Origin of the sequence: Hylemonella gracilis (assembly GCF_004328645.1) — a bacterium.
GTDB classification, from domain to species: Bacteria; Pseudomonadota; Gammaproteobacteria; order Burkholderiales; family Burkholderiaceae_C; genus Hylemonella; species Hylemonella gracilis_B.
This window is the reverse complement of record NZ_CP031395.1, coordinates 1,933,180-1,959,783: the sequence shown is the minus strand read 5'-3', so window position 1 is coordinate 1,959,783 and position 26,604 is coordinate 1,933,180. Positions and strand designations below refer to the sequence as shown.

At 66.3% G+C, this 26,604-nt stretch carries 21 protein-coding genes and 1 pseudogene; 10 read left to right on the top strand and 12 right to left on the bottom strand.

The features are described from left to right. The first annotated feature begins 119 nt into the window (after positions 1-119). Together DW355_RS09280 and DW355_RS09275 are read left to right on the top strand one after the other, a co-directional pair. Positions 120-2,759, top strand: a complete 2,640-nt coding sequence (locus tag DW355_RS09280; RefSeq protein ID WP_242671091.1) for an EAL domain-containing protein — start codon at positions 120-122, stop codon at positions 2,757-2,759. Between the two features lie 87 nt (positions 2,760-2,846). Beyond that, complete coding sequence (locus DW355_RS09275; RefSeq protein WP_165493164.1) at positions 2,847-3,365, top strand: porin family protein; 519 nt, start codon at positions 2,847-2,849, stop codon at positions 3,363-3,365. A gap of 24 nt (positions 3,366-3,389) precedes the next feature. Here the strand turns inward: DW355_RS09275 and DW355_RS09270 are convergent, their stop codons facing one another. From DW355_RS09270 to DW355_RS09260, 3 genes and pseudogenes are all read right to left on the bottom strand, one after another. Then, positions 3,390-4,484 carry a S49 family peptidase gene (locus DW355_RS09270; protein WP_131279508.1) on the bottom strand — a complete coding sequence of 365 codons (1,095 nt, stop codon included), beginning with the start codon at positions 4,482-4,484 and terminating at the stop codon, positions 3,390-3,392. 42 nt (positions 4,485-4,526) lie between these two features. Continuing rightward, positions 4,527-5,192, bottom strand: a complete 666-nt coding sequence (locus DW355_RS09265; RefSeq protein WP_131279506.1) for an HAD family hydrolase — start codon at positions 5,190-5,192, stop codon at positions 4,527-4,529. Beyond that, positions 5,185-6,215: pseudogene (locus DW355_RS09260) on the bottom strand (RluA family pseudouridine synthase). The gene DW355_RS09265 and the pseudogene DW355_RS09260 overlap by 8 nt, the downstream one beginning before the upstream one ends. 264 nt (positions 6,216-6,479) lie before the next feature. Between DW355_RS09260 and DW355_RS09255 the strand changes: the two are divergent. Both DW355_RS09255 and DW355_RS09250 read left to right on the top strand, forming a co-directional pair. After that, positions 6,480-6,677, top strand: coding sequence for a hypothetical protein (locus DW355_RS09255; protein ID WP_165493163.1), 198 nt, complete (start codon positions 6,480-6,482; stop codon positions 6,675-6,677). Between the two features lie 139 nt (positions 6,678-6,816). Then, positions 6,817-9,687, top strand: a complete 2,871-nt coding sequence (locus DW355_RS09250) for an Rne/Rng family ribonuclease (protein ID WP_131279502.1) — start codon at positions 6,817-6,819, stop codon at positions 9,685-9,687. Between the two features lie 120 nt (positions 9,688-9,807). Here DW355_RS09250 and DW355_RS09245 read toward each other — a convergent pair whose 3' ends face one another. From DW355_RS09245 to hemC, 5 genes are all read right to left on the bottom strand, one after another. Next, positions 9,808-10,902 carry a GGDEF domain-containing protein gene (locus DW355_RS09245; protein WP_242671090.1) on the bottom strand — a complete coding sequence of 365 codons (1,095 nt, stop codon included), beginning with the start codon at positions 10,900-10,902 and terminating at the stop codon, positions 9,808-9,810. A 116-nt stretch (positions 10,903-11,018) separates the two neighbouring features. After that, positions 11,019-12,413 (bottom strand): heme biosynthesis protein HemY, encoded by a 1,395-nt coding sequence (locus DW355_RS09240; RefSeq protein WP_131279498.1) that lies wholly within the window; start codon positions 12,411-12,413, stop codon positions 11,019-11,021. Positions 12,414-12,462: 49 nt separating this feature from the next. After that, a complete protein-coding gene (locus tag DW355_RS09235) occupies positions 12,463-13,608 on the bottom strand; it encodes a uroporphyrinogen-III C-methyltransferase (protein WP_131279496.1) in 1,146 nt (381 codons plus the stop codon). Positions 13,609-13,618: 10 nt separating this feature from the next. Continuing rightward, positions 13,619-14,479, bottom strand: a complete 861-nt coding sequence (locus DW355_RS09230) for a uroporphyrinogen-III synthase (RefSeq protein ID WP_131279494.1) — start codon at positions 14,477-14,479, stop codon at positions 13,619-13,621. Between the two features lie 24 nt (positions 14,480-14,503). Further along, positions 14,504-15,520 carry a hydroxymethylbilane synthase gene (hemC, locus tag DW355_RS09225; protein ID WP_242671089.1) on the bottom strand — a complete coding sequence of 339 codons (1,017 nt, stop codon included), beginning with the start codon at positions 15,518-15,520 and terminating at the stop codon, positions 14,504-14,506. A 146-nt stretch (positions 15,521-15,666) separates the two neighbouring features. Between hemC and ppc the strand changes: the two genes are divergently transcribed. Next, positions 15,667-18,474, top strand: coding sequence for a phosphoenolpyruvate carboxylase (gene ppc, locus DW355_RS09220; RefSeq protein ID WP_131279492.1), 2,808 nt, complete (start codon positions 15,667-15,669; stop codon positions 18,472-18,474). A gap of 33 nt (positions 18,475-18,507) precedes the next feature. Here the strand turns inward: ppc and DW355_RS09215 are convergent, their stop codons facing one another. The 3 genes from DW355_RS09215 to DW355_RS09205 form a co-directional block, all read right to left on the bottom strand. Then, positions 18,508-18,939, bottom strand: a complete 432-nt coding sequence (locus tag DW355_RS09215) for a DUF6632 domain-containing protein (RefSeq protein WP_131279490.1) — start codon at positions 18,937-18,939, stop codon at positions 18,508-18,510. Continuing rightward, complete coding sequence (locus DW355_RS09210) at positions 18,926-19,504, bottom strand: GrpB family protein (protein ID WP_131279488.1); 579 nt, start codon at positions 19,502-19,504, stop codon at positions 18,926-18,928. The genes DW355_RS09215 and DW355_RS09210 overlap by 14 nt, the downstream gene beginning before the upstream one ends. 83 nt (positions 19,505-19,587) lie before the next feature. Continuing rightward, positions 19,588-19,806, bottom strand: a complete 219-nt coding sequence (locus tag DW355_RS09205; RefSeq protein WP_165493162.1) for a hypothetical protein — start codon at positions 19,804-19,806, stop codon at positions 19,588-19,590. An 82-nt stretch (positions 19,807-19,888) separates the two neighbouring features. Here DW355_RS09205 and DW355_RS09200 point away from each other — a divergent pair, with 82 nt between their 5' ends. The 5 genes from DW355_RS09200 to DW355_RS09180 all read left to right on the top strand — a co-directional run bounded on the left by DW355_RS09200 (position 19,889) and on the right by DW355_RS09180 (position 24,942). Beyond that, a complete protein-coding gene (locus DW355_RS09200; RefSeq protein ID WP_131279484.1) occupies positions 19,889-21,199 on the top strand; it encodes a replication-associated recombination protein A in 1,311 nt (436 codons plus the stop codon). Between the two features lie 113 nt (positions 21,200-21,312). Beyond that, positions 21,313-22,233 carry a branched-chain amino acid ABC transporter permease gene (locus DW355_RS09195; protein ID WP_131279482.1) on the top strand — a complete coding sequence of 307 codons (921 nt, stop codon included), beginning with the start codon at positions 21,313-21,315 and terminating at the stop codon, positions 22,231-22,233. A gap of 35 nt (positions 22,234-22,268) precedes the next feature. Beyond that, entirely contained in the window at positions 22,269-23,402 is a 1,134-nt protein-coding gene (locus tag DW355_RS09190) for a branched-chain amino acid ABC transporter permease (RefSeq protein ID WP_431733156.1), read from the top strand. Continuing rightward, on the top strand, positions 23,399-24,205 hold the full coding sequence (locus DW355_RS09185) for an ABC transporter ATP-binding protein (protein WP_131279480.1): 807 nt from the start codon (positions 23,399-23,401) through the stop codon (positions 24,203-24,205). Before DW355_RS09190 ends, DW355_RS09185 begins: the two co-directional genes overlap by 4 nt. A gap of 5 nt (positions 24,206-24,210) precedes the next feature. Continuing rightward, positions 24,211-24,942: an ABC transporter ATP-binding protein gene (locus DW355_RS09180; RefSeq protein ID WP_131279478.1), complete on the top strand. Its 732-nt coding sequence runs from the start codon at positions 24,211-24,213 to the stop codon at positions 24,940-24,942. Between the two features lie 60 nt (positions 24,943-25,002). Here DW355_RS09180 and DW355_RS09175 read toward each other — a convergent pair whose 3' ends face one another. Beyond that, a complete protein-coding gene (locus DW355_RS09175) occupies positions 25,003-26,460 on the bottom strand; it encodes a PLP-dependent aminotransferase family protein (protein ID WP_131279476.1) in 1,458 nt (485 codons plus the stop codon). Between the last annotated feature and the right edge of the window lie 144 nt (positions 26,461-26,604).

The following is a 26,604-nucleotide window of genomic DNA, read 5'->3' as shown; positions in this document are numbered from 1 at the left end:
TTCCCGCCGGCCCACCGGTATTTGCGCCCCGTTTGATTTAGCGCAAACCGGCACGCAAGCCAGGTCCTATGCTGGGTCCATGCCACGCGCACAGCGCGGCAGCACCCCCAGGAGGACCGATGCCCATGGATGCAGGCCAGACCCACGGCGTCGCCCCCAGCGAACGCCTCTACAAGGAAACCCTGGAACAGACCCTCGAGCAGGCGGTGGACGCCGTCGTGGTCATCGACCAGGACAACCGGGTCACTCTGATCAATGCCGCTGCCGAGGCGCTCTGGGGCTGGCCGCGCGAGCAGGTACTCGGCCGCAATGTCAGCATGCTGGTGCCCCGCGAGTTGCGGGACCGGCATGACGCCTACATCAACGCCAACCGCCACACCGGCGTGGATCGCATCGTGGGCACCTCGCGCGAGGTGCCGATCCACCGGCGCGACGGCCAACTGCGCTGGGCCGCCATGTCCATCTCGCGAGTGCGGGTGGACGGACAGGTGCTGTACACCGCCTTCCTCAAGGACGTGACCGCGCAGCGTGCCCAACGGGAGCGTATGCGGCTGCTGTCTCAGGTGGCGGACCACAGCGGCAGCGCCATCACCATCACCGGCGCGGATCAACGCATTGTCTACATCAACGCGGGCTTCACGCATTGGCTGGGTTACGAGCCTTCGGAAGCGCTGGGCCGCCCCATCCAGGACCTGCTGCACGGTCCCCACACCGACCCGGCCGTGATCGAAGCGACCCGCCAGGCCACACTGATGGGTCAGAGCCTGCGGGCCGAGGCCCTGTTCTACGGAAAAAGCGGACGCCCCCTCTGGGTCTCGATCACCATGAACCCGGTGCACGACACCCTGGGCCGACTGGAGAACATGGTGACGGTGCTGGTCGACATCACCCTCACCAAGATGCCGGAACTGCTGCAGAGCAAGGTGCTTGACGCCATGGCGCACGATGCGGCGACGGCTGACATCGCGCGCATGCTGTGCGAGCAGGCCGAGCGTATTGCCCCCGAACTCGCCGTCTGCCTGGCTGTGGTGGACGCGGAAGGCTGCCTGCACACCCTGGCCGCGCCCAGCCTCCTGCCCGAAGTCTGCGCCCAGATCGACGGTTTCCCCGTCGGCGCAGAGATCCGCTGCTGCGGTACCGCGGCAACGACAGGCGCCGCCGTACTGACGGACGACATCGCGACCGATCCGCGCTGGCCCGTGCGCGAAGCCTATCTCGCGCACGGCCTGCGCGCCTGCTGGACCAGTCCGATCCAGGCCAGCGACGGCGCGCTGCTGGGCATCCTCACCTTTCATTACCGCGAGCCCGGCGCGCCCAATCCGCTGCACCACCGCCTGATGGACGTGGGCTTGCACCTCGGCGCTTTGCTGCTGGAGCGGGAACGCGAGCGCGAGCACATCCGGCAATTGGCCTATTACGACACCCTCACCGGCCTGCCCAACCGTCGCATGCTGCTGGCCCAGCTCACCCGCCTGCTGCACGCCGCGCACAGCGAAGACAGCCCGCTGGCGCTGGCCTTCGTGGATCTGGACCGGTTCAAGCAGGTCAACGACACGCATGGTCATCTGGCCGGCGACGCGCTGTTGCGGACATTGGCACATCGGTTGCGCGGCGCAGCGCGACCGGGCGACGTGATCGCCCGCATGGGTGGGGACGAATTCGTGCTCGTGCTGCCGGATTGCACCGCCACCCAGGCAGGCGCCTGCATGGAGCGGCTGCTCCTTGCCTGCCGCGAGCCGGTTGACCTGTCTGACTGCACGCTGCGTCCAAGCGCCAGCATCGGCGTAGCCCTGTACCCCGAGGACGGAGGCGACACCAGGACATTGATGCGCAACGCGGACCTGGCGATGTACCAGGCCAAGGCATCCGGCGGCAATGGCCTGCACTTCTACAACGCCAGCATGAACCTGCGTACACAGGAGCGCGCCCTACTTGCGCACGATCTGCGCCAGGCCTTGCACGACGAGGCACTCGAGCTGCACTACCAACCTCAGGTAGACAGCCGCGATCCGCGCGCCTTGCACGGTGTCGAAGCCCTGCTGCGCTGGACCCACCCCCGACAAGGCGCGGTCGAACCCACCCGCGTCATTTCCCTGGCCGAGGAATGTGGCTTGATGCGCGAGCTGACGGACTGGGTACTGAACGAAGCCTGCCAGCAACTAGCCCGCTGGCGTGCGCAAGGCATGGCGATTCAACGCGTGGCCGTGAATCTGTCAGCCAGCAGTTTTCACGACACGGATTTGCCCGCGCTGTTGCTTCGCACCCTGCACCGACATGGTCTCCAGGCCAGGGACTTGGTGGCGGAAGTGTCAGAGACCGTGATGCTCGCGCCGGATCCCGTGGTGCTGGCCACGGCGCGCGCCATGGGTGAACACGGCATCGCGCTGTCCCTGGACGATTTCGGCACCGGTTACTCCAGCCTCGGCCTATTGCACCGGTTGCCCATCCAGGAACTCAAGCTGGACCGCAGCTTCGTGCTCGACATCGAGGACAACCCAAGGACGCGCGCGCTCGCCGACGCAGTGCTCAAGATCGGGCATAACCTCGGGCAGCAGGTGATCGCGGAAGGGGTGGAAACTGAGGCGCAGCGCCGTTTTCTGGTCGACAGCGGCTGCACGACACTGCAGGGTTATCTGTTCGCGCCGCCCATGTCAGCGTTGGCGCTCGAACGCTGGGTCAGCGACAACGCCGCCCAGGCAGACTGTAACAATCACTACAAGCTGCAAACATCCCTTCTTGTGGCACAAGGTGGCCGATAGACTGAGCTGATGCACACCCCCCAACGCTCATGCCTCCACCCCACCCCACGCCACCCCGCCCCACGCCACGCCGTCCTCGCCACGGTCGTGTTCGCCTTACTGCTGGGCCTGGGGGGCATCACCACGGCGCAGGCCCAGAGTGTCCGACCCTATCTGGGTCTGGGCGGCGGCTTGGCGAACGCGGAAATGGGCAACCACAGTGACACCGCCCCGGCTCTGCAGCTGCTGACCGGCATCCAGTTCAATCGCAATTTCGCGGCAGAACTGTCCTATCTGTCCACGAGTGACTTCGACTCGCCCGGCGATGACTTCAGCCTGAGCAGCATCGGCGCGGCGGGCCTGTTCATCCTGCCGCTCGGCCTCGGCAGCCGTGACAGCTGGGCGATCTACGGCAAACTCGGTCTGAGCCAGACCAGCGCCATTTACAAAGGCACGAATGGCTCGGCCACGGTGGATGATTTCGGTCTCAACTACGGCCTGGGCGTGCAATACGCCACCGACCGGACCTTCTCATTGCGTCTGGGCCGCGACAGCCGACCCTACGCCCGAGGTCAGCAGAACGACGACGTGACGGTGACCACGTTCAGCGCAATCTTCAATTTCTGAAGGCGCGCCTCCTAAAACACCTGTTCAGCGCAACACCGGCTGCAACTGCAGGGCCCGCACCGCGCCTTCGCCCAGCGCAGCGCCAAAACGCTTGGCCAGGCGCTCAGCCACATTGGGCGTGCGGGTGTAGTCCACCAGTTCCTCGGCTTGCACCACCTCGCGTGCCACGTAACCCAGGCTGCCAAGCTGGTCGGCCAGGCCCATCTGCACGGCCTGCTCACCCGTCCAGAACAGGCCGCTGAAAGTCTCCGGCGTTTCCTGCAGACGCTTGCCTCGACCCGCCTTGACCACGCCGATGAACTGCTGGTGGATCTGATTCAGCATGGCCTGGGCATAGGCACGCTGCGGCGCGGTCTGGGGGCTGAAGGGATCGAGGAAGCCCTTGTTTTCGCCCGCGGTCATCAGGCGACGTTCGACGCCGAGCTTGTCCATCAACCCCGTGAAGCCAAAGCCATCCATGAGCACGCCGATGCTGCCGACGATGCTGGCCTTGTCCACGAAGATGCGATCAGCCGACACCGCGATGTAATAGGCGGCGGAGGCACAGGATTCTTCGACCACCGCGTAGACCGGCTTCTTGTGCAGGGTCTTCAGGCGATTGATTTCATCATTGATGATGCCCGCCTGCACGGGGCTGCCGCCAGGTGAGTCGATCAGCAGCACCACGGCCTGGGCACCGCTGTTCTCGAAGGCCTCGCGCGCGGCGGCCAACACCAGATCGGAACCGGCTTCGCTGTCAGACGAAATCTCGCCCCGGATGCTGACCACGGCCGTGTGCCGCTGGGGCGTGGCCGTGCCGGGATGGCTGGGACGGAACAAGAGCCAGAGCACGATCAGGAAGAGCAACAGAAAGATCATGCGATTGGCGATCCTCCAGCGCCGCGCGGCGCGCTGCTCGTTCAAGGACGCGAAGGCCAATTTTTCCAGCACGGCACGTTCCCAGCCAGCTTCGGTGGTGGCGGACGCCACCGTGGTCTTGGCCGACCTTGCGGCGGGGGTGGCCGGCCCCGGCGCCGCAGCGCCCGGATCGCCGGCCGCGGGTGCGGTTGAGGCGTTGGATGCAGGGGCGCTGGGGCCGATTTCGTCGAAACCGGGCTCGTCGCGGGAGGATTCGTTCATGGTGTTGAAGACGGTTGGATAAGGCAGATGGAACGATGACTATCAGGCATTGTCGTCCAGCCAGGCATGCAGTTCGCGTGTGCTGTGCGCGATCGCTCTCGGCTTCAGGACGTGAAAGGTTCCCGGCTCGTGCGCCCCGTAGCTCACGCCCACGCTGTCGCAGCCGGCGTTGAGCGCCATCTGCAGGTCATGCGTGGTGTCACCGATCATCAGGGTGCGCTCGGACGGTACACCGAATTGCAGCATCAGCTCCAGCAGCATGCGCGGGTGCGGCTTGCCCGCCGTCTCGTCGGCCGTGCGGGTGCCATCAAAGAGGCTTTGCAGCCGCGCGACCTGCAGCACGCGGTCCAGTCCGACCCGGTTCTTGCCGGTCGCCACCGTCAGCTTGTAGCCACGGTCTTTGAGCGCGGCCAACATGTCCAGCACGCCATCGAACAAGCTGACGTCGTTCTCGTGCGCCAGGTAGTGGTGGCGGTAACGCGCGGCGAGCTCCGGGTGCTTTTCAGGAGGCACGTCGGGCGCGGCATGGGCCAGCGCCTGGCTGAGCGCCATGCCGATCACATAGGAAGCCTGGGTATCCGATGGCACGGTGCCCCCCACGTCGCGTACCGCCTCTTGGATGCTGTGCGTGATGATGGCGGTCGAATCGAACAGCGTGCCGTCCCAGTCAAAGGCAATCAGGTCATAGCGGCGGGGACGGTCACTCATGGGGAGGCGGTAGTACGTGATGCAGAAAAGGCGTGAGGTCGGGCGGCAGCTCGGACATCAACTCAATGCGCTCCCCGCCGACCGGATGGGTGAACTGTAGCCGCCAGGCATGGAGAAACATGCGCTTGAGCGACGATGCCCCTTTCTGCAGGGTCCGATTCAGCTCGAAATCGCCGTATTTGTCGTCACCCGCGATTGGATGCCCCTCGGAAGCGAGGTGCACGCGGATCTGGTGCGTACGGCCGGTCTTGATGGTCACCTCGAGCAGGCTGTAGGTGTCCGAGCGCAGTCTTACCTTCACCAGGGTCACGGCGTGCATTCCATCCGGGTCGTCCTTGGCCACGACCCGGACACGGCGTTCGCCGTCTTCCAGCAGGTATTTGTGCAGTGGCTTGTCCAGCACCTTCTTGTTCACCGGCCAACTGCCCGTGACCAGGGCCAGGTAGGTCTTGCCGGTCTCCCGTTCGCGGAACTGGTCCTGCAAGGCCTTGAGCGCGCTACGTTTCTTGGCCAGCAAGAGGATGCCGCTGGTTTCGCGGTCGAGCCGGTGCACCAGCTCCAGGAATTTGGCGCCACCGGTCTGGCCATAGCTCCGTGCCATGCGCAACTGCTCGATCACGCCGAAACTGACCCCGGAGCCCCCATGCACGGCAACGCCCGCGGGCTTGTCCACGGCCAGCACGGCCTCGTCCTCCAGCAGCACGGGAAACTCCCGGGGGGCGCTCCGGAACCCTGCGCCATGGCCTCGGCCTTGTCCGCCGCCCGCTCGGACAAGCGCAGCGGCGGCAGGCGCACCGCGTCGCCAGGCTGCACACGTGTCTCCGCGCTGGCGCGCCCCTTGTTCACCCGCACCTCACCGCTGCGGATGATGCGGTAGACATGGGTCTTGGGCACGCCCTTGAGATGGCGCAGGAGGAAGTTGTCCAGGCGCTGCCCGGCCGATTCTTCGTCCACCATCACAATCCGCGCCGCCTGCGCGGAAAGGCTGACGCCCGCCGATTTGCCCTCTATAATGTGTTTCACTGGCGCCGCGCCGTAAGTGGTTGATTTGCCTGAATTTTATCCTTCACGCATTTCTCGACCGACAGTCCGGGCCGCGCCAGCTGGTCGATGCCACCTCCGCCACGAGGGCAAACGCGTGAACCTGAGTTCACCGTGGCCCCCACCCGCAGAGGCCAAGACCTGCGTTAGGAAACCCTGAACGGAATACCCCAGCCCGTCCGCCCTGATCGTGAAACAGCCATTCATCAGGGCAGGCGGGCGGATCAAAGCGAAATGTTTGTGTTGTTGAGTCTGCTCCTGCCGCCCCTGCAGCGCGTCGCGTACGCGCTGCGCGCGCTTGTGCAGCCGCCATGCGTGGCCGCGACAGAGCGTGACCCGCGCGTCCTGGCCACCCTGGTCGGATCGGCGGCGGCCACACAAACCGCCGTGTCCACGGCATCCCTCGCCTTCATCCACGCGCCTGCGCCGCGACTCTCAACCTGAGTCAGCGGCTCTCCGGCAGTTCCCCGTTTCCTCGCGTCAGTCCCGGCATCACCACCCGTTGCGCAGGCCGCCTTGGGCGCGCATGCGCGGTTCCCGCTTCGCGCGGGTGTGCTGAACTGTGATGCAAAGGAACCATCCCATGAAACGGATGCTGATCAACGCCACGCAGGCCGAAGAGCGCCGCTTGGCCATCGTCGACGGACAGAAACTCCTCGACTACGAAATCGAAATCGAAGGGCGCGAGCAGCGCAAGGGCAACATCTACAAGGCCGTCGTCACCCGCGTCGAGCCTTCGCTTGAAGCCTGCTTCGTCGATTACGGTGAAGACCGCCACGGCTTCCTCCCCTTCAAGGAAATCTCCCGCCAGTACTTCGCCGCGGGCGTCTCGCCCAGCCAGGCCAAGATCCAGGACGTGATCAAGGAAGGCCAGGAACTGCTGGTCCAGGTCGAGAAGGAAGAGCGCGGCAACAAGGGCGCGGCCCTGACCTCCTTCGTCTCCCTGGCAGGCCGTTACGTGGTGCTCATGCCCAACAATCCGCGCGGCGGCGGCGTGAGCCGGCGCATCGAGGGCGATGACCGCGCCGAACTGAAGGAGGCGCTGGACCAGCTTGAATACCCTAACGGCATGTCCATCATCGCGCGCACGGCCGGCATCGGTCGCAGCGCGCCGGAACTGCAGTGGGACCTGAACTACCTGCTCAAGCTCTGGGAAGCCATTGACGCCGCCTCCAAGGCCAGCAAGGGTGCTTTCCTGATTTACCAGGAAAGCTCTCTGGTCATCCGCGCCATCCGCGACTATTTCAACAGCGACATCGGCGACATCCTGATCGACACAGACGACGTGTACGAACAGGCTCAGCAGTTCATGGCGCACGTCATGCCCGAGCACGCGGCACGCGTGAAGCGCTATCGCGACAACGCACCGCTGTTCAGCCGCTTCCAGATCGAGCACCAGATCGAGTCGGCCTACGCCCGCACCGTGACCCTGCCGTCCGGCGGCGCCATCGTGATCGACCACACCGAAGCCTTGGTGTCGGTGGACGTGAACTCCGCGCGCGCCATCAAGGGCGGCGACATCGAGGAAACCGCGACCCGCACCAACCTGGAAGCCGCCGATGAAGTGGCGCGCCAGATGCGCCTGCGCGACCTGGGTGGCCTGATCGTCATCGACTTCATCGACATGGAGGAAAGTCGCAATCGCCGCGAGGTCGAGAACCGCCTGCGCGACGCCTTGCGCCAGGACCGCGCCCGCGTGCAGTTCGGCACCATCTCCAAGTTCGGCCTGATGGAAATGAGCCGCCAGCGCCTGCGCCCGGCGCTGTCCGAAGGTGCCTCCATTCCCTGCCCGCGCTGCGGCGGCTCTGGCCACATTCGCGACACCGAGTCGAGCGCGCTGCAGATCCTGCGCATCATCCAGGAAGAATCGCAGAAGGACAACACGGCTGCCGTGCATGTGCAAGTGCCCGTGGACGTGGCGTCCTTCCTGCTCAATGAGAAGCGCAACGAGATCACCAAGATCGAGCTCAAGCAGCGCCTCAACGTGCTGATGGTGCCCAACAAGTCGCTGGAGACGCCCAACTACAAGCTGGAGCGCCTGAAGCACGACGATCCACGCCTGGACCGCGTCGAGGCCAGCTACGCCATGGCCGAGGAGATCGAGGATCCCACGGCCATCACGCGCCGCTCGCAAGAGCCCACCAACAAGCAGACGCCCGTGCTCAAGGGCTTCCTGCCGGACGCGCCGCCCGCGCCCCTGCCTACCCCGGCTGCGGCGCCCAAGTCCGCGGCCCCGGTGGCCAAGCAGGCCGCGCACAAGACCGCCAAGACAGCCGGCGGCGACACCGAAAGCGGCTTCTTCGGTTGGATCAAGCGCCTGTTCGGTGGTGCGGAAACGAAACCCGCGGCCGGCCGTGCACACGGCGACAAGAAAGATGCACGCCGCGAGGGCGGACGTGACGGCGGACGAGGCGGTCGCCGCGAAGACAGCCAAGGCCGGCGCGAAGATACGCGGGGTGAGGGTCGCCAGCGCGGCGGTAGCAACACCAACGGCGGCCGGGGCCGCCAGGAGCAGCAGGCGCGCGGCGAGCGTACCGAACGCGGCGATGGCCAGGCCCGCAACGAGGCACGCAGTGGCGGCGGCAATGAGCAACGCCAGGAACGCGCGCCGCGCGGCGGCGAGGCACGCGGTGGTCGTCAGGACGGCCGGGGCGAACAGCCCCGCAGCGGCCGCGGCGAACGCGCGGAACGTCCTGAGCGCGCGGAGCGGCCCGAACGTGAACGTGCTGAGCGCCAGGAACGCACGGAGCGTCCCGAAGGCGGTGAGCAACCGCGTCGCGAACGGCAGGAACGCCCCGAAGGTGGTGAACAGCCACGTCGCGAACGGCAGGAGCGTCCCCGTCGCGGTGAGCAGGAACAGCGTGCGCCGCAGGAAGTGCTGGAAGCAGGCCAGGCCATGGACTTGACGGCGGAAAACACAGGGCTTGTCGCCCCGGGTTTGGACGAAGCCGGCCAAGCGGGATCGGGACAGAACACGCGGGAACGACGCTCCCGCGACCGTTACGGCCGCGATCGGCGTGAGCGCGGCGAGCGCAACGGTGGCCAGGGCCGCGGTGGCGAATCGCAGGGCGAGCCGGAAGCTGCCGACACCGATGGCCAGGCCCAGGCGATGGCGCCCGCCAAGGAAGCGGCCACGCCCGGGGTGAGCTCGGAAACCCAAACCCCAACCGCCTCCACATCCGCGAACACGGGTGGCCAGAAACTGCCGCGCGTGCAGTCCTACAAGCTGCCCCTGAGCACCTTGAACGAGGTGGCCTCGGCAGCCGGTCTGCTGTGGGTGAACTCCGACGCCGAGAAGGTGGCAACCGTGCAAGCGGCCATCGCCGCCGAACCTCAGCCCGTGCATGTGCCGCGCGAACGGCCCGCACCCGTGGTACTCGATGAAGGTCCACTGGTCCTGGTGGAAACGCGCAAGGACCTGAGCGCGCTGAAACTGCCCTTCGAACAGCAGTAAGTCAGCCCCAGACGGACCGGCGCCTCACAGAGGCGCCCGGTCCATCATGAAAAAACCGCCATGGACCATGGCGGTTTTTTTTCGGATCCGTCCCGGCCATCGCGCCACCGGGCGCGGACCTCACTGGAATACATCCACCGAGCCCGAACGCTGCACGAGACCGAAGAACCCTCGACGCAGGAGCGCGGCATGGCTGCACACCTGGTTATGGCCATTCCGTTGCACGTAGTCGATGGCCTGCTCAGACCGCTCCAGCGCCGCGTCCGGCGTGTCGTCCTCCTGGATGCGGGTGAATCCAATGCTGACGGTGGCACGGCTGAGTTGCGGAAAATTGAAGCGCTCAATGCTGTCGCGCAGACGCTCCAGCAGGTTCAGCGCCGCAGCCTCCTCGGGACAGTGAAACAGCGCCGCGAAACGGTCACCGCCCAGACGGTAGAGCCGATCATGGGTGCGGAACGTGTTGTTCATGATGCGCGTGATCAGCAGCGTGTTCTCCTCCATGAGCAAATGACCGTGCTTGTCGTTGAGGAGCTGAAAATGATCCACCGCGATGGTGGCCAGCCAATAGTTGGGAGGGACGCGGTGACGGCGTTCGGGTTCGGCCGACTTGCCCTCCTGCGCCGCGGGGGACGGTGCCGAATCCGGCGCTCCAGGCGGGATGCTGGTCAATTCCTCGAGGACGGCGCTGTAGAAGGTATCGTCCAGTGACTTGCGATTCAGCAGGCCCGTCAGGGGATCGTGGTCGCTGTAGGCCAGCAGCACATGCATGTTGCGGTAGACATGATGCAGCTGGGCGATGACCTGCCGCGCTGCGTCGTCCAAGGTGCTGGCGGCATGGACTTCCAGCACGCCTCGCTCGTCGTCACGCACTTCGTCGAGCAAGGGGTAGAAATAGATGCGCGGGCCATCCTGACCTGCCCAGGCCACCTCGACCTCCGCGTTCTCGCTCAGGCAGCGAACCCGATCGGGCTCGTCGTCCAGGCGCGGCAGGCGCTTCGGGTTGACACGCAAGGGATCCACCACCTTGCCGCCACCGCCAGCGTCCAGGGTCACTTTGTCCAGCCAGCGTTTTTGCTCGTCATCCACCATCAGACGGGCGATCACCACCCGCTGGACGACGGTCAGGTCGAGCATGGCCTTGGCCAGGGTCAGGTCCAGCGGCTCACGGTCGCGGTGATCTGTCAGCTTGATGAGGTGGTCGATCAAAGTCGGCATGGTGTCGGCCATATTAGCCGGGAGCCGGCCTACTGTCACGGGTATGCAAACCCCTGCCGTCGCCATCCGGTCGACAAGCCTGAGGCCCCGGATTGGGGCCGATTACGGCTTGGGGCTTAACCCAGGGCGGCACGCCGCCAGGCTTCCAGCGCGGCTTGCGTGTCCTCGCGCTGCTCGGCCAGCCGTGCCAGGCTGGACCAGGCGCGACGGCGCAGGCCCTCGTCCTTCAGCTGGGTGAGCGACTGCTTCAGCAGCTGCTGGGCCTTGCCCCACAAGCGCAGGTGCATGCAGGTCACGCCCGCCAGGTATTGCAGCAGCGGGTCACCCGGGCTGGCCATCTGCGCAGTCTCGATCCGCCCCAGCCAGGCGGCATCCGGTGGCAGGCGTTCGAAGCCCCGCTCCAGCAGCAACACCAGCCGCAGACGCAGCGCGGACGCGGACGCTGCGCCATGCACGACCGACGCCGCCGACATCGACGCCGTGGCCGAAACCGGCAAAGCGGCGCGCACCAGCTGTTCCCAGACCGGTTCCAGCCAGCGCAACACCTGTGCAAAGTCATTGCCGATCTTGTCGCCGCTCTTGTCGCTGAGCGCGAGCATGCGCTCCCCGGCTTGCAGCGCCGCCTCGGGTAAAGCGCGTTCGGTCGGTTCCAGGGCCTCCCAGGCCTGGAGCAACTGCGCCTGATCGTGGGCGTCACGCAACACTTCGGTGACCAGGCCCCGCACGATAACCTGGGTCGCGGCGTCGGAAAAAGCGCGGTGCTTGCTCAGCAGCCGCACGGTTTCCAGCGCGGCCAGCGGCTTGCCCGCCAGCCGGGTGACGCGCAGGCGCAGGCGCAGGGCGGCCAGACGACGCGCCACGCCCTGCGGCAACTCGTCCATGCGTCGCAGGGCGGCCTGAGCGTCGCGATCCTCGTAGGCCCAACGCGCCATGCGCAATTGCACGCCTTCGCGCACTTCCTGCGCGTCACGCATGCGCACGGCGCCCCGGCTGACGCTGTCGCCGGCGCCCGCCAGCTCGCCGGCCACGGCGTCCAGTGCTGCCTGGGCATGTTCGTCCCGCCGGACGCGGTCCTGCAGGGCGTGTGCGCATTCGGCGGCCAGTAGATGGGCCAGCGCCACGATGCGGATGCTCTGCGGCAAGGCCTGCTCGTTGCGCATCAGGGATTGCGTCTGCTCGATCACGGTTTCGGCCGCCTTGCGGCCGCGCAGATAGCGCCCGGCAGTCCAATGCGCCATGGCGTCCAGCAGACCTTGCTGCTGCGCGCGCTCCTGGTGCCTGCGGCGCCAGCGTCGGGCCTGCGCAGGCATGCCCATCAAGATGGCCAGACCACGCAACAGTGCATGCAGCACCAGAAAGGCCACGAGCAGGGCCAAGGCCGCGAAGTTGGCCGAGACGTCGAGGCGATGCGGTGGCCAGAACACGGTGACCAGGCCGGTGTTGTCCGCCAGGAACAGCGCCGCGCCCACGGCCAGCGCGAACAGAAACAGTAACCAGACCAGACTGCGCATCACGCTCCCTTTTTCTTCACCTGCCGACCGCTGCCATCACACGGCCGCCTCATGGCATGACGGCGGTCAGGGCCGCCAGCGTCGCGTCCGGGCGCGGCAGGTTCACGTTCTGCACCTGAAGCTGAGCACTGCGCAGCAGCTCCAAGGCCTGGCGCGTGGTCTGGGCGTCCGGACTGAAATACTTCTTCAGCAGTGACTCCACCCGCAACAGGTCAGTGCGGGCGGCCTCGGGCTGGCGGGCCAGCAGGGCCTGGCGCGCGTTGAGCAGCAGCAACTGGAGGTTCTCACGCAGGAAAAAGGCCTGATCGGGCGCCAGCAACGCGGCGTCTGGCCCATCGATGCGACTCACGCGCACGAGACCGCCGAGGGTCTGCCAGGCATAAGCCCATTGCCGTTGCCACCAGGCTTGCAATTTCTCGCCCCAGCTCGCATGGGCGGCCTGCTCGGCCGGCATGCCCTGCGGGGACGCCGAGGGCGAGGTCGGTGTCGACGACGCCAAGGGCGTGGTGCCCGCGCGGGCCCCCCCGTGCACGTAGGCATTGGCAAACGGCAGTTCGGGCGCCAGACGCAGCAGCTCATTCAGCTTGGCCAGCAAGGCAGGGGTATCGAGGTAGGACGAGGACTCGATGCGCGCCAGATCCTGCGCGACGGCGCGTTGCACCACGGCGAAATGAGGCGAAGCGGACTGCAAGCGCCGCTGCAAGGAGCGCAAGGCGGCGATCATGGGCTGGGCGCTGCCGCTCATCTGCGTGTGCTCCTGAGCCAGACGCAAGGTCGACTCGACATCCGCCAGCAGGTATTCGTCGCGTGAACGCGAAAGACTCTGCATCAAGGATTCCAGCTGGCTGCGCTGCAGCGCCGTGTCACTCAGGCGCGCATCGAGCACCGCTTGGCGCGCGGTCAAATCTTGCTCGCGGGCATGGCCTTGCTGCGCCAGCGCGCGTGCTTCCGTGGCCGCCGTCAGAGCGTCAGAAGCCTGGCGCGCAAACTGTTCCCCGGTGATGTACTGACGCACGCCCAGTAGTAGCACCAGCACGAGGGCCACGACAGCCAGGCCTCCCAGCGCCCACACAGGCCAACGCGCAGGCCGCGTGGCGGTGAAAGCAGGGGGAACCACGGCCACCTCCGGGTGGCTGGCATCCGGAGGGGTGCTGGACGGGGACTCGGGGCCGGTGGGATGGGGCGACGTGCTCATCGCGACGATTCTATCGAGGCTCTTGGCCCACGAAAGCCGTCAAAGCGTTTTGCACGTCGGCCAGAGCCGGCCGGGAGATGGCGACAGCGCCAAAACCGGCGTCACGCGCTGCCCGCGCAATGCGCTCGTGCGTCACGATCGCGCGCGCCGCGCCCCAGTCCTGGTCAGGCAGGAGGCTGCGCAGATTGCGCACGGCCTCGCTGCTGCTGAACAACCAGACCGAACCGCCCTGCGTGGCCATGCGTGCACTGGCCAGTTCAAGGTCTCGTGGCCCCCATCGGGGCGAGCAACGCTGGTAACTCGCCAGGAAGTCCACCTGTCCACCCGCCTCCCGGACCTGACGCGCGAACCAGTCCCGCCCCGCACCAACGCTGGCAAGCTGCGTGCTGGTCCGCACCGGCACGGGCAATTCTGAGTCCCTGAGGTCCGGTCCATCCGCGCCGCGCACGACGAGCACACGCGAGCCTGGCACCACCTGCCCGGCCACCCGCGCCCACAAGGCCTCGGAATCGAACTGCGGGGCATCCTGGGCTGGCGCGACGATGCCCGCCGCGGGCCAGCCAACCGCCGCCAAGGCGCGGGCCGTGCCAGGTCCGGTGGCCCAGGCCTGGATGGGCATAGCCGCCAGCGGTGGACCGAAGGTCGGGCGCATGGCCCAGAACCCCTCCACCGCATTCGCACTGACGAACATCACGGCCAGCCAATGCCGGGGACGTGCGTGCAGTTGTGCCCAAGCGCGGCGCACGGCATCCAAATCAGGTGCCGGCGCGATTTCGATCAGAGGCAAGGCCTCGGCCGGCCAGCCCGCTTGCCGCAAGCTGAACACCCAGTCCTGGGCCTCGCGCGCGGGGCGGGTGACGATGACGTGCATGGAGCGGCTCGCGACGACGCGTACTCAGGCCTGGAAGGTTCCGCCAGCCTGGCGCACGGCGTCCTGCAGATGGCGCGCAACGCGCTGGCCCAGGGCGTCAGCCTCGTCCGGACTGGACACGTCGGCCTCGTCCTCCACCCGAACCAGGGGCAGGCGCCCGTTGACGTCACCCCAGGCCGCGCGCAGGCGCAAGGAACCGCCTTGGAGCACGGAGGAACTCGAAGCGGACCCCTGCGCGGCGGATTTCACGAAGGCAGCGTACGCGGCCAACGGCATGGAGCAACTGCCGCCCATGGCGCGGCTGACGGCACGCTCGGCGGCCACGCGCAGCCAAGTTGGCCCATGGGCCAGCGCGGCCAGGGCCAGCGCCAGCTCGGAGGCCTGCGTCGTCGCCCCTTGCTTGATCTCGATGCCCAGCGCGCCCTGCCCTGCGGCGGGCAGCATGTCCTCGGGTTCGAACACCTTGCGGATGCGGGCCGCCAGGCCCAGGCGCTTGAGCCCCGCCGCGGCCAGCACGATGGCGTGGTACTGCCCTTCGTCCAGCTTGCGCAGGCGTGTGTCCAGATTGCCGCGCAAGGGTTCAATGCGCACGTCGTCCCGGCCCAGGGTCCGCAAGGCCTCGCGTAGCAGCACCACGCGCCGCAGGCTGGAGGTGCCCACGACCGCGCCGCGCGGCAGATCGGCCAGGCCGGCGCAGTGCGGCGAAACCCAGGCATCACGCTCGTCCTCGCGCTCCAGCACCGAGGCCAGCACGAAACCGGTGGGCAATTCCATGGGCACGTCCTTCAGGGAATGCACGGCCAGGTCGGCACGGCCTTCATCCAGCGCGACTTCCAGTTCCTTCACGAAGAGTCCCTTGCCGCCCACCTTGCTCAGCGCGCGGTCCAGGATCTGGTCGCCCTGGGTGGTCATGCCCAGCAGCGTCACCGCGTGACCCTGTGCACGTAGCAGGGCTTGCACATGTTCAGCCTGCCAAAGCGCAAGGCGGCTTTCACGGGTGGCGATGGTGAGGTTCATGAAATCGGAGGGCATCAAAGCCATGGACAAGGGGAATCGGCGCACCGGCCCGAGTGGTCGGACTTATTCGCCGCGAACATGAGCGTTATTCGCGCCACCGAGACCACCTCGGCGCGACGGGACAGCCGTCGATGCTAGCATGCACGCGACACCCGAAGAGACCGCAGAACATGCACAAACCACGAGACGAAGAGCAGCCCCTGATCGAAGATACGCGCCTGCTCGGTCGCGTGCTGGGGGATGTGATCCGGGACCAGGAAGGCACCAGCGCCTACGAACTGATTGAGCAGATCCGCAGACTCTCGGTCGCTTTCCGTCTGGATGCCGACGCCGAGGCCGGCCAGCAGTTGAACAGGCTGCTCAAGCGCCTGAGCGACGAACAGACCGTGAGCGTGATCCGCGCCTTCACCTATTTCAGCCACCTGGTCAACCTGGCCGAGGATCGGCACCAGATCCGCCTGCACGCCGGGCACGAACGCGCTGGCGAGACCGAGGAAGACAGCATCGCCGCCGCGCTGACGCGCCTGCACGGCGCGGGCATCGCCAAGAGCGAGATCGCCGACACCCTGGCACAAAGTTATCTCTCGCCCGTGCTGACGGCCCACCCGACCGAGGTGCAGCGCAAGAGCATCCTGGACGCCGAGCGCGCCATCGCCCATCTGCTGGCCCAGCGCGACGAAATCAAGGCCCGCGCCGCGGGCGTGGACCCGCGCCGCGACAAGCTGACCCCGCGCGAACTCGCCGCCAATGAAGCCCTGCTGCGCGCACGCGTGCTGCAGCTCTGGCAGACACGCTTGGTGCGTGGCAGCAAACTGGCCGTGGCCGACGAAATCGACAACGCACTCAGCTATTACGAACCCACTTTCCTGCGCGAGATCCCGGCCATCTACGCCCAGCTGGAGGAAGCGCTGGACGCGCCCGTGCACGATTTCCTGCGCATGGGCCACTGGATCGGCGGCGACCGCGACGGCAACCCCAACGTCACGGCGCAAACCATGGAACAAGCCCTGGCGCGCCAGTCCGAGGTGGCCGTGCGGCACTACCTGCACGAGGTTCATCTGCTGGGCATGGAGCTCTCCGTGTCCGAGCGGCTGGTGGGTTGCAGCCCCGCGCTGCGCGCCCTGGCCGATGCCTCGCCCGACCAGAGCGCGCACCGCCAGGACGAACCGTACCGGCGCGCGCTGGTCCACATCTACGCCCGCCTGGCCGCGACGCTGCGGGCCGACGCCGACGCCGAGGCACCACACATGGCCCTCGCGCCACGCCCCCTCTACGCCAGCGCGGACGAGCTGCTGGCCGACCTGCGCACCATTGACAACTCCCTGAACGAGCGCCATGGGGGGCCGCTGGCGCAAACGCGCTTGCGCCCACTGATCCGCGCGGTCCAGGTCTTCGGTCTGCACCTCGCCACCCTGGACTTGCGGCAAAGCTCGGACAAGCACGAGGAAGTCATCACCGAACTGCTGCGCGTGGCGCGCATCGAGCCCCACTACGCCGCGCTGACCGAGGGCGCCAAGCGCAGCCTGCTGCTGCGGCTGTTGAATGAGGCTCGGCCGCTGCGCGTGGTCGGGGCGCGCTACAGCGACTGGACCCAGAGCGAACTGGCCGTCTTCGAAACGGCGCGTGCCCTGCGCGAGCGCTACGGCCAGGAAGCCATCCGGCACTACATCATCAGCCACACCGAGACCGTGAGCGACCTGCTCGAGGTGCTGCTGCTGCAGAAAGAAGTGGGCCTGCTGCAAGGCACGCAAAGCGGCACCCTCGACGACGTGCACTGCGTGGCCGGGCTCATCACGGTGCCGCTGTTCGAGACCATCGAGGACCTGCGCAACGCCGCGCCCATCATGCGCGACTACTACGCCCTGCCCGGCATCACCGCCCTGGTCGAACGCGGCGGCGAGCAGGACATCATGCTGGGCTACTCCGACAGCAATAAGGACGGCGGCATCTTCACCAGCAACTGGGAGCTGTACCGCGCCGAGACCGAGCTGGCCGCTCTATTCGATGGTCTTCCCCATGTAAAGATGCGCCTCTTCCATGGCCGCGGCGGCACCGTGGGACGCGGCGGCGGGCCGAGCTACCAGGCCATCCTGGCCCAACCCCCCGGCACGGTGCGCGGCCAGATCCGCCTGACCGAGCAAGGCGAAGTCATCGCCTCCAAGTACGCCAACCCCTTCATCGGCCGGCGCAACCTCGAAACCCTGGTCGCGGCCACTCTGGAAGCCACGTTGCTGCAACCCACCGAGGCCGCCGCGCCCGCCTGGCTGCGGGCGGCGGAGGAGCTCTCGCACGCCAGCATGGCGGCCTACCGCAAGCTGGTCTACGAAACACCGGGCTTCGCCGACTACTTCTTCAGCGCCACGCCCATCCGAGAGATTGCTGAGCTCAACATCGGCTCGCGCCCAACCTCGCGCAAGGCCACGCAGAAGATCGAAGACCTGCGCGCCATTCCCTGGGGCTTCAGCTGGGGCCAGAGCCGCATCAACCTGCCGGGCTGGTACGGCTTCGGCTTGGCCGTGAGCAGCTTCCTTGACGCCGAAGGCAGCAGCGCGCGCAAGACCCGCCTGGCCCTGCTGCGCAAGATGGCGCGCGAATGGCCCTTTCTGCGGACCCTGCTTTCCAACATGGACATGGCCCTGGCCAAGAGCGACCTGGCCCTGGGCTCACGCTACGCCGGGCTGGTCGACGCGCCGCTGCGCCGCAAGATCTACGCGCAAATCGAAGCCGAATGGCTGCGCACGACCGAGGCCCTCAGCCTGCTGACCGGCGACAAGGAGCGTCTGGCCGGCAACCCCGCGCTGCAACGCTCCATCCAGCACCGCCTGCCCTACATCGACCCGCTGCACCACCTGCAGGTCGAGCTGATGCGGCGACACCGCGCGGGCAAAGCCGACGACCCCCACACCCTAGACCGCCTGCGGCGCGGCATTCATATCTCGATCAACGGGATCGCGGCGGGTTTGCGCAACACGGGCTGAAACAGCACGAATTCAGGCGCCCGCGCTGGCGTCTCACTCATCCGCATCACGTCCGTTCGAAGAGGACGCACTTCGAGACGCAAAGCGCCACATCAGCGCTTGTGGGCAGAGGTAGGCGAGCACCGCGGCGGCAACGAACAGCACCAGCACGTCGCCATAGAGGTGATGGACATGTCGCGACTCCGACAACGATTGCGCCGCCATGACGCCACCGTGCACGATGCTCGACCAGATGGCGAATGAGATCAGGCTCAGGTGATCTTTCGGACTGCGTGCCGCGATGATCAGGAAAATCCCCAAGGTGGCGTAAAGCGCCATGATCATCACCAAATACTCCGACTGTCCGCTGTGCCAGACCCAGCCGGAAGGCCAGATCACCGTCAAGGGATAGAAGCCAAAAATGGCAAAGGCGCCGATGGCCCGCAGTGCGAATGCAAGGACTTTGAGACGGTCAGCTTCGGTCATGGGGATGCTCCTGACTCGGATGTGAGACGGCAAGGGTTTTTGTCACTGCGCGGATGAACTCCGCCTTGGCCTGGGTGTACGCCTCCCGGTCTCTCGGATGCTTTCCGGCGCAGTCGGCCTTCCACTCGGCGTAACGGGCCGCGAGCGCGGGTTGGGCACGCAGCGCGTCCCGAAAGCGCAGCCACTCACGCCAGACCGGTCCATCGTGGACCGCCACATGGAGATGGTGCGTGCGGCGCCCGTCCGCCCAACGCATCAGCCATTTGCGGTCGCTCAGCGTTGCGTTGTACTCGGCCGAGGTGGTGTACCCCACGGCGCACAGCGGGGCGATGACAGACTCCGCCACCGCCATGGAAGTCACGCTAGCCAGGATGTCGATGATGGGCTTGGCCGCCAGGCCCGGCACCGCGGTGCTGCCAACGTGCTGCACGTCAATGAACACGCCGGGCAGCACCGAGAGCAGGCGCAGCCGCTCGGCGGCATAGGCTTGGGGCCATGCGGGATCGTGGGGAAACAGCCGCACTTCCTCGTGGATGGCCGCTCGCAGTGATTGCTGCTCGTTCATGAGTCACTCATTATTCCCACTGATTAACAGCTGAATTCATTTTAGGCAACGGACACTCACGCCCCAGTACCTGGGGCCAGAATTCAATGCGTGCCGCCGGACGGGTCGCTGCACCGACGCTCTTCCTGGGCCTTCATCTTCTTTTGCTTCTCAACCCCTCTGGACACAAGGAAGAAGACAACGGAAGCCGCCGCCATCACCAAGCCGCCCAAAAGTAAATGGAAGGAGTGAAGAACAGCCGCCCCCACAAGAAAGAGGGCAGACGGCAAAACAAAAAATGCAATGAACAGAACCACGAACATGAAAACACCCCACGCTTGAAGTCGGCGAACAACTTCCATCATGCCAAAGGCACTGAGCACCGCCACCTAAAATCCCCGCACCATGCCCAAAGCGCCCCCGAGTCCGCCGCACCAGCCCCTGGCCGAACGCCTGCGCCCGCACACCCTGGGCGAGGTGATCGGCCAGCAGCACCTGCTGGGCGAGGGCATGCCACTGCGCATCGCTTTCGAATCAGGTCAGCCGCACAGCTGCATCCTCTGGGGACCGCCGGGCACGGGAAAGACAACCATTGCTCGGCTGATGGCCAACGCCTTCGGCGCGCAGTTCATCAGCATCAGCGCGGTGCTCGGCGGGGTGAAGGACATCCGCGAGGCGGTGGACCTGGCCGAAGCCGCGCGCGATGGCCTGCAACAGCAGCGCACCATCGTCTTCGTCGACGAAGTGCACCGCTTCAACAAAAGCCAGCAGGACGCCTTCTTGCCGCACGTGGAAAGCGGGCTGTTCACCTTCATCGGGGCAACGACAGAAAATCCCTCCTTCGAAGTCAACTCCGCCCTGCTGTCGCGCGCGGCCGTCTACGTGCTGCAGGCGCTGACCGAGGACGATTTGAAGCACATCGTGGGACGCGCACGAGGCATTGACGCCGTGCCCCCCCTGGAGGACGCGGCGCTGGAACGCCTGATCGCTTACGCCGATGGCGACGCGCGCCGCCTGTTGAACACGCTCGAAACCCTGAACGTCGCGGCCCGGCAGCAGAAACAGGAGCAGATCACCGATGGCTGGCTGCTCAAGGTGCTGGGCGAGCGCATGCGTCGCTACGACAAGGGCGGCGAGCAGTTCTACGACACCATCAGCGCCCTGCACAAAAGCGTGCGCGGCAGCGATCCGGACGCCGCGCTCTACTGGTTCGTGCGCATGCTGGATGGCGGTGCAGACCCTCGCTACATGGCCCGGCGCTTCGTGCGCATGGCGGCGGAGGACATTGGCCTGGCGGACCCACGCGCCCTGCGGCTGGCGCTGGACGCGGCGGAAGTCTATGAACGCCTGGGATCGCCCGAAGGTGAACTGGCCCTGGCCGAAGCGGTGATCTACCTCGCCATGGCACCCAAGAGCAACGCGGTCTACAAGGCCTACAACGCCGCGCGTGCCTTCATCAAGAAGGACGGCACCCGGCCCGTGCCCATGCATCTGCGCAATGCGCCTACGAAACTCATGAAGGAACTGGACTACGGCAAGGGTTATCGCTATGCCCACGACGAGGAAGAGGCCTTCGCCGCCGGAGAACAGTATTTGCCTGACGGCATGGCGCAGCCGGGTTTCTATCAGCCAGTGGAGCGCGGTTTGGAGATTAAAATCGCGGAAAAGCTGCGCCAGTTACGCGCGCTGAACGAGCAGAGCGCTCAGCGCCGCTGACGGCCACCCCGGGTGTCCGCCAAGGCGCGCGAGCACTCTTCATTCCCCCCGCCGCCACAAGTGGCATAAAGCTTGCAACCACCTTGGCGCAAAACCCCGAGGCCTGCTTTTCTATGGACATTTTCTTTCAACAGATCATCAACGGACTGGTGCTGGGCAGCATGTATGCCCTCGTCGCCCTGGGTTACACCATGGTGTACGGCATCATCGGCCTCATCAACTTCGCCCACGGCGAAGTGCTGATGGTGGGCGCTCTCGTGAGCTGGACGGTCATCGGCTTCATCCAGCCCCTGCTACCACCTTGGCTGGTGCTGCTGGTGGCACTGGTCGTCGCCTGCCTGGTCGCCGCAGCCCTCAACTACACCATCGAGCGCGTGGCCTACCGGCCGCTGCGCAACAGCCCGCGCCTCGCGCCACTGATCACCGCCATCGGCATGTCCATCTTGCTGCAGACGCTGGCCATGATCATCTGGAAGCCGAACTACAAGTCCTACCCCACCCTGCTACCGAGCGAGCCGATTTCACTGGGCGGCGCAAGCATCACCCCCACCCAGATCATGATCCTCGTCGTCACGGCCTTGACGCTGGCGGGCTTGATGTGGCTGGTGCACGGCACCAAGCTGGGCCGGGCGATGCGCGCCACGGCGGAAAACCAGCGCGTGGCCGCGCTCATGGGCGTGAAACCCAATAACGTGATTTCCGCCACCTTCGTGATCGGCGCCATGCTCGCGGCGCTGGCCGGCGTGATGTGGGCCAGCAACTACGGCACCGTGCAGCACGCCATGGGGTTCATCCCCGGTATCAAGGCCTTCACGGCTGCGGTGCTTGGCGGCATTGGCAACCTGGCGGGCGCCGTCGTCGGCGGCATCCTGCTGGGGCTGATCGAATCCATCGGCGCGGGTTACATCGGTGATCTCACGGGGGGCGTGCTGGGCAGCCACTACGTGGACATCTTCGCCTTCGCCGTGCTCATCGTCGTGCTCACGCTGCGTCCCTCCGGCCTGCTGGGTGAACGCATCGCGGACCGTGCCTGAGGCCATGCCTGCTGCTTGATCAAAGAAACGTTGCTATGAATTTCTCCCAAATGACTACCCGGCAGCGCCTCCTCGGCATCCTGCTGGCGGCCGTGGGCCTGCTGGTGCTGCCCATCCTGTTGCAAGGCTTCGGCAGCGCGTGGGTGCGCATCGCCGACATGGCCCTGCTGTTCGTGCTGCTGGCCCTGGGCCTGAACATCGTGGTTGGCTACGCCGGCCTGCTGGACCTGGGTTTCGTCGCCTTCTTCGCGGTCGGCGCCTACATGTTCGGCCTATTGGCCTCGCCGCACCTGTCCGACAGCTTCCCCGCATTCGCGGCCATGTTCCCCAACGGCGTGCACATGCCGCTGTGGGTGGCCATCCCACTGGGAGCGGCGATCGCAGGCATCTTCGGCATCCTGCTGGGCGCGCCCACCTTGAAGCTGCGCGGCGACTACCTCGCCATCGTGACGCTGGGTTTCGGCGAAATCATCCGGGTGTTCATGAACAACCTGGACCATCCCTACAACATCACCAACGGCCCCAAGGGCATCAGCCAGATCGACCCGATCCACTTCTTCGGCTTCAGCCTGGGACAGCGCTGGGATTTCTTCGGCTACACCGTGACGCCCGTCGTCATGTACTACTACCTGTTCCTCGCGCTGGTGCTGGTGAGCGTCGTCATCTGCCACCGCCTGGAACTGTCGCGCATCGGCCGCGCCTGGATGGCTATCCGCGAGGATGAAACCGCCGCCAAGGCCATGGGCATCAACACCCGCAACATGAAGCTGCTGGCTTTCGCCATGGGCGCCACCTTCGGGGGTGTCTCCGGCGCCATGTTCGCGGCCTTCCAGGGCTTCATCTCGCCCGAATCGTTCAGCCTGATGGAGTCGATCATGATCGTCGCCATGGTGGTGCTGGGCGGCATCGGCCACCTCCCCGGCGTGGTGCTGGGCGCGGTGCTGCTGGCCTCCCTGCCCGAGATGCTGCGCTACGTCGCCGGACCGCTGCAGGCGATCACGGATGGCCGCCTGGATTCGTCCATCCTGCGCCAGCTGCTGATCGCCCTGGCCATGATCATCATCATGCTGTTGCGCCCGCGTGGCCTGTGGCCCTCACCGGAACACGGCAAATCCCGCAAGACAGCGGAAGGCAAGAACAAGGCATCGGCCCAGGGGAGCGCAGCATGAGCCAGAACAAGGAAACCCTGCTGTACGTCAATGGCGTGTCCAAGCGTTTCGGCGGCCTGCAAGCCCTGAACGACGTGAGCCTGATGATCGAGCGCGGCCAAGTCTACGGCCTGATCGGCCCTAACGGCGCAGGCAAGACGACCTTCTTCAACGTGATCACCGGCCTGTACACGCCCGACAGCGGCGAGTTCGTGCTGGGCGGCCAGTCGTACAAGCCCACGGCGGTGCACGAAGTCGCCAAGGCGGGCATCGCGCGCACCTTCCAGAACATCCGACTCTTCGCCGACATGACGGCGCTGGAGAACGTGATGGTCGGTCGCCACATCCGCTCGCGTTCGGGTCTGCTGGGCGCCATCCTGCGTTCCAAGAGCTTCAAGCAGGAAGAAGCCGCCATCGCCAAACGCGCGCAGGAACTGCTGGACTACGTTGGCATCGGCCAGTTCGCCGACTACAAGGCCCGCACGCTCTCCTACGGTGACCAGCGCCGCCTGGAAATCGCCCGCGCCCTGGCCACGGAGCCCAAGCTGCTGGCCCTGGACGAACCCGCCGCAGGCATGAACGCCACCGAGAAGGTGGAACTGCGCACCCTGATTGAGCGCATCAGCAAGGACGGCGTCACCGTGTTGCTGATCGAACACGACGTGAAGCTCGTCATGGGTCTGTGCGACCGCGTGACCGTGCTCGACTACGGCCGCCGCATCGCCGAAGGCACGCCCGCCGAAGTGCAGAGGAACGAAAAAGTGATCGAGGCCTATCTGGGCCACGGCGGCGCCAAGACGGCCGCCGAAGCCACCGCCGCATAAACATCATGAGCGACAAGAAACAAAACGAAGTACTGCTGCAAGTCAGCGGCCTGACCGTGGCTTACGGCGGCATCCAGGCCGTCAAGGGCGTGGATTTCGAGGTGCGGCGCGGCGAACTGGTCAGCCTGATTGGTTCCAACGGCGCGGGCAAGACCAGCACCATGAAGGCCATCACCGGCGGCCTGCCCTGCGGCGGCACCATCAGCTACATGGGCAAGAGCATCCGCGGCCAGGGCCCCTGGGATCTGGTGCGCCAGGGCCTGGCCATGGTGCCGGAAGGTCGGGGCATCTTCACGCGCATGACCATCGCCGAGAACCTGCTGATGGGCGCCTATGTGCACGACGACAAGGACCGCATCGGCGCTGATCTGGAGCGCATGTACGCCCTGTTCCCGCGCCTGAAGGAACGCCATCAGCAGCTCGCCGGCACCCTCTCCGGCGGCGAACAGCAGATGCTGGCCATGGGTCGCGCGCTGATGAGCCGCCCGCAGGTACTGCTGCTGGACGAGCCCTCCATGGGCCTGTCGCCCATCATGGTGGACAAGATCTTCGAGGTGGTGAACGAGGTGTCCAGCCAGGGCGTCACGGTGCTGCTGGTTGAACAGAACGCCAGCCGTGCCCTGTCCATCGCAGACCGTGGCTATGTCATGGAAAGCGGCTTGATCAGCCTGTCCGGCCCCGCCGACCAACTGCTGCACGACCCTGCGGTGCGCGCGGCTTATTTGGGCGAAGGTTGAACGCGGGCTCTCGCGCGAGCGTGTCGGGCCTGCTGCCCGACACGCTGCATCAAAACTTCTTTACGCTACCTTGCGCGGCACCGCAGCGCATTCCCCCACGATCGCCCCCAGCCGCCGCAGCGCCGCTTGGATAGGCTCGGTGATCGGCCAGCCGCAGTTGATGCGCAGGTAGTGGTCAAAGCGCGAGGAGTTTGAGAACAAGGTCCCCGGCGCGACGAAGATCCTCTCACGCAGCGCCCGGTCGAACACCGTCATCGACGAAAGACGCTCAGGCAGCTCCACCCACAGTTGCAAGCCCCCCGGCGGATAGTTCAAGCGCGTGCCCGACGGAAAATGCGCCGCGATCGCGTCGGCGGTCTGTTCGCGCTGCTGCCGAAGGCGCTCACGCAAGCGACGCAGATGCCGGTCGTAATCACCGGTGTTCATGTAGTCGCCCACGGCCCCTTGCGACAGTTCTTCGTTGCTGCGGGACTGGGTGAACTTGAGCATCTCCACCCGGCTCTGCCAGCGCCCGGCCGAGATCCAGCCCAGCCGCATGCCCGGCGCGAGGATTTTGTGCAGCGAGGCGCAATGGATGACATTACCCGTGCGGTCCCAGGACTTGATCGCGCGTGGCGGGGTGTCCGTGTCCAGCAATTCGCTGTAGGTGTCGTCCTCGATGAGCGCGATGCCATGGCGTTCGCACAGCGCCACCAGCCGCTCCTTGTGCGCGTCAGGCATCACGCTGCCCAGCGGGTTCTGCAGGTGCGGCACGGTGACGACGGCCTTGATGTTGTCGTAGGCGCCCAGCGCCATCTCCAGCGCTTCGATGGAAAGCCCTGTCTGCGGGCTGGTGGGGATTTCGAGCGCGCGCATGCCCAGGCTTTCCAGCACTTGCAGCAGGCCATAGAAGGTCGGCGACTCAACCGCGACGGTGTCGCCCGGCTGCGCCACCGCACGCAGGGCGAGGTTGAGCGCCTCGATGCAGCCGTTGGTGGTCAGCACCTCCTGGGGCGAGAGCGTCATGCCCACGCGCAGGCCACGCCGCGCGGCGGCTTCCCGCAACGGGTTGAGGCTGCGCGAAGGGGTAGCGGTGGTCAGCAGCGCGGGCTTCTGGCGCAGCAGCCGCATCATGGCCGCGCGCAAGGCCTCGCCGGGGTAGAGCTCGGGCGCGCCACGCGCGCTGGAGAAATCGATGCGCACTTCGCCCTGGCGGCGGCGCGCGACGAAGTCCGAGACTTTCGAGTGGATGCCGACGTACTGGGCCGGGTCGGGCGCGACGTCGGTGGCGGGCTCGTCCATCGCGGCGATGGCCAGGCGGCGCGGGCGCTTCACGAAGTAACCCGAGCGGTCGCGCGCCTCAACCCAGCCTTCGCTTTCCATGTTCCGGCAGAGCTGCAGCGCGGTGGACAGGCTGATGTCGTGCTGGCGCATCAGGCTGCGCAGCGAGGGCAGCTTGTCGCCCGGCTGGAGCGCCCCGGCACGGATCGCGTCGAGGTAATGCGCGGCGAGTTGGCGGTAGAGCGGCGGGGTGTCCATGGGGCGTTTCGGCGGTTCAAGTCGCATCTTCTCTTTCTCGGCACGGCAAAAACAGATGCAGATTGCGGACGGGGACACCATAACAGATGGTCGGCGGTACGTCTGTTGTGCCTTGCATGCCGCGGCGCTGTGCCTGTTTTTTGC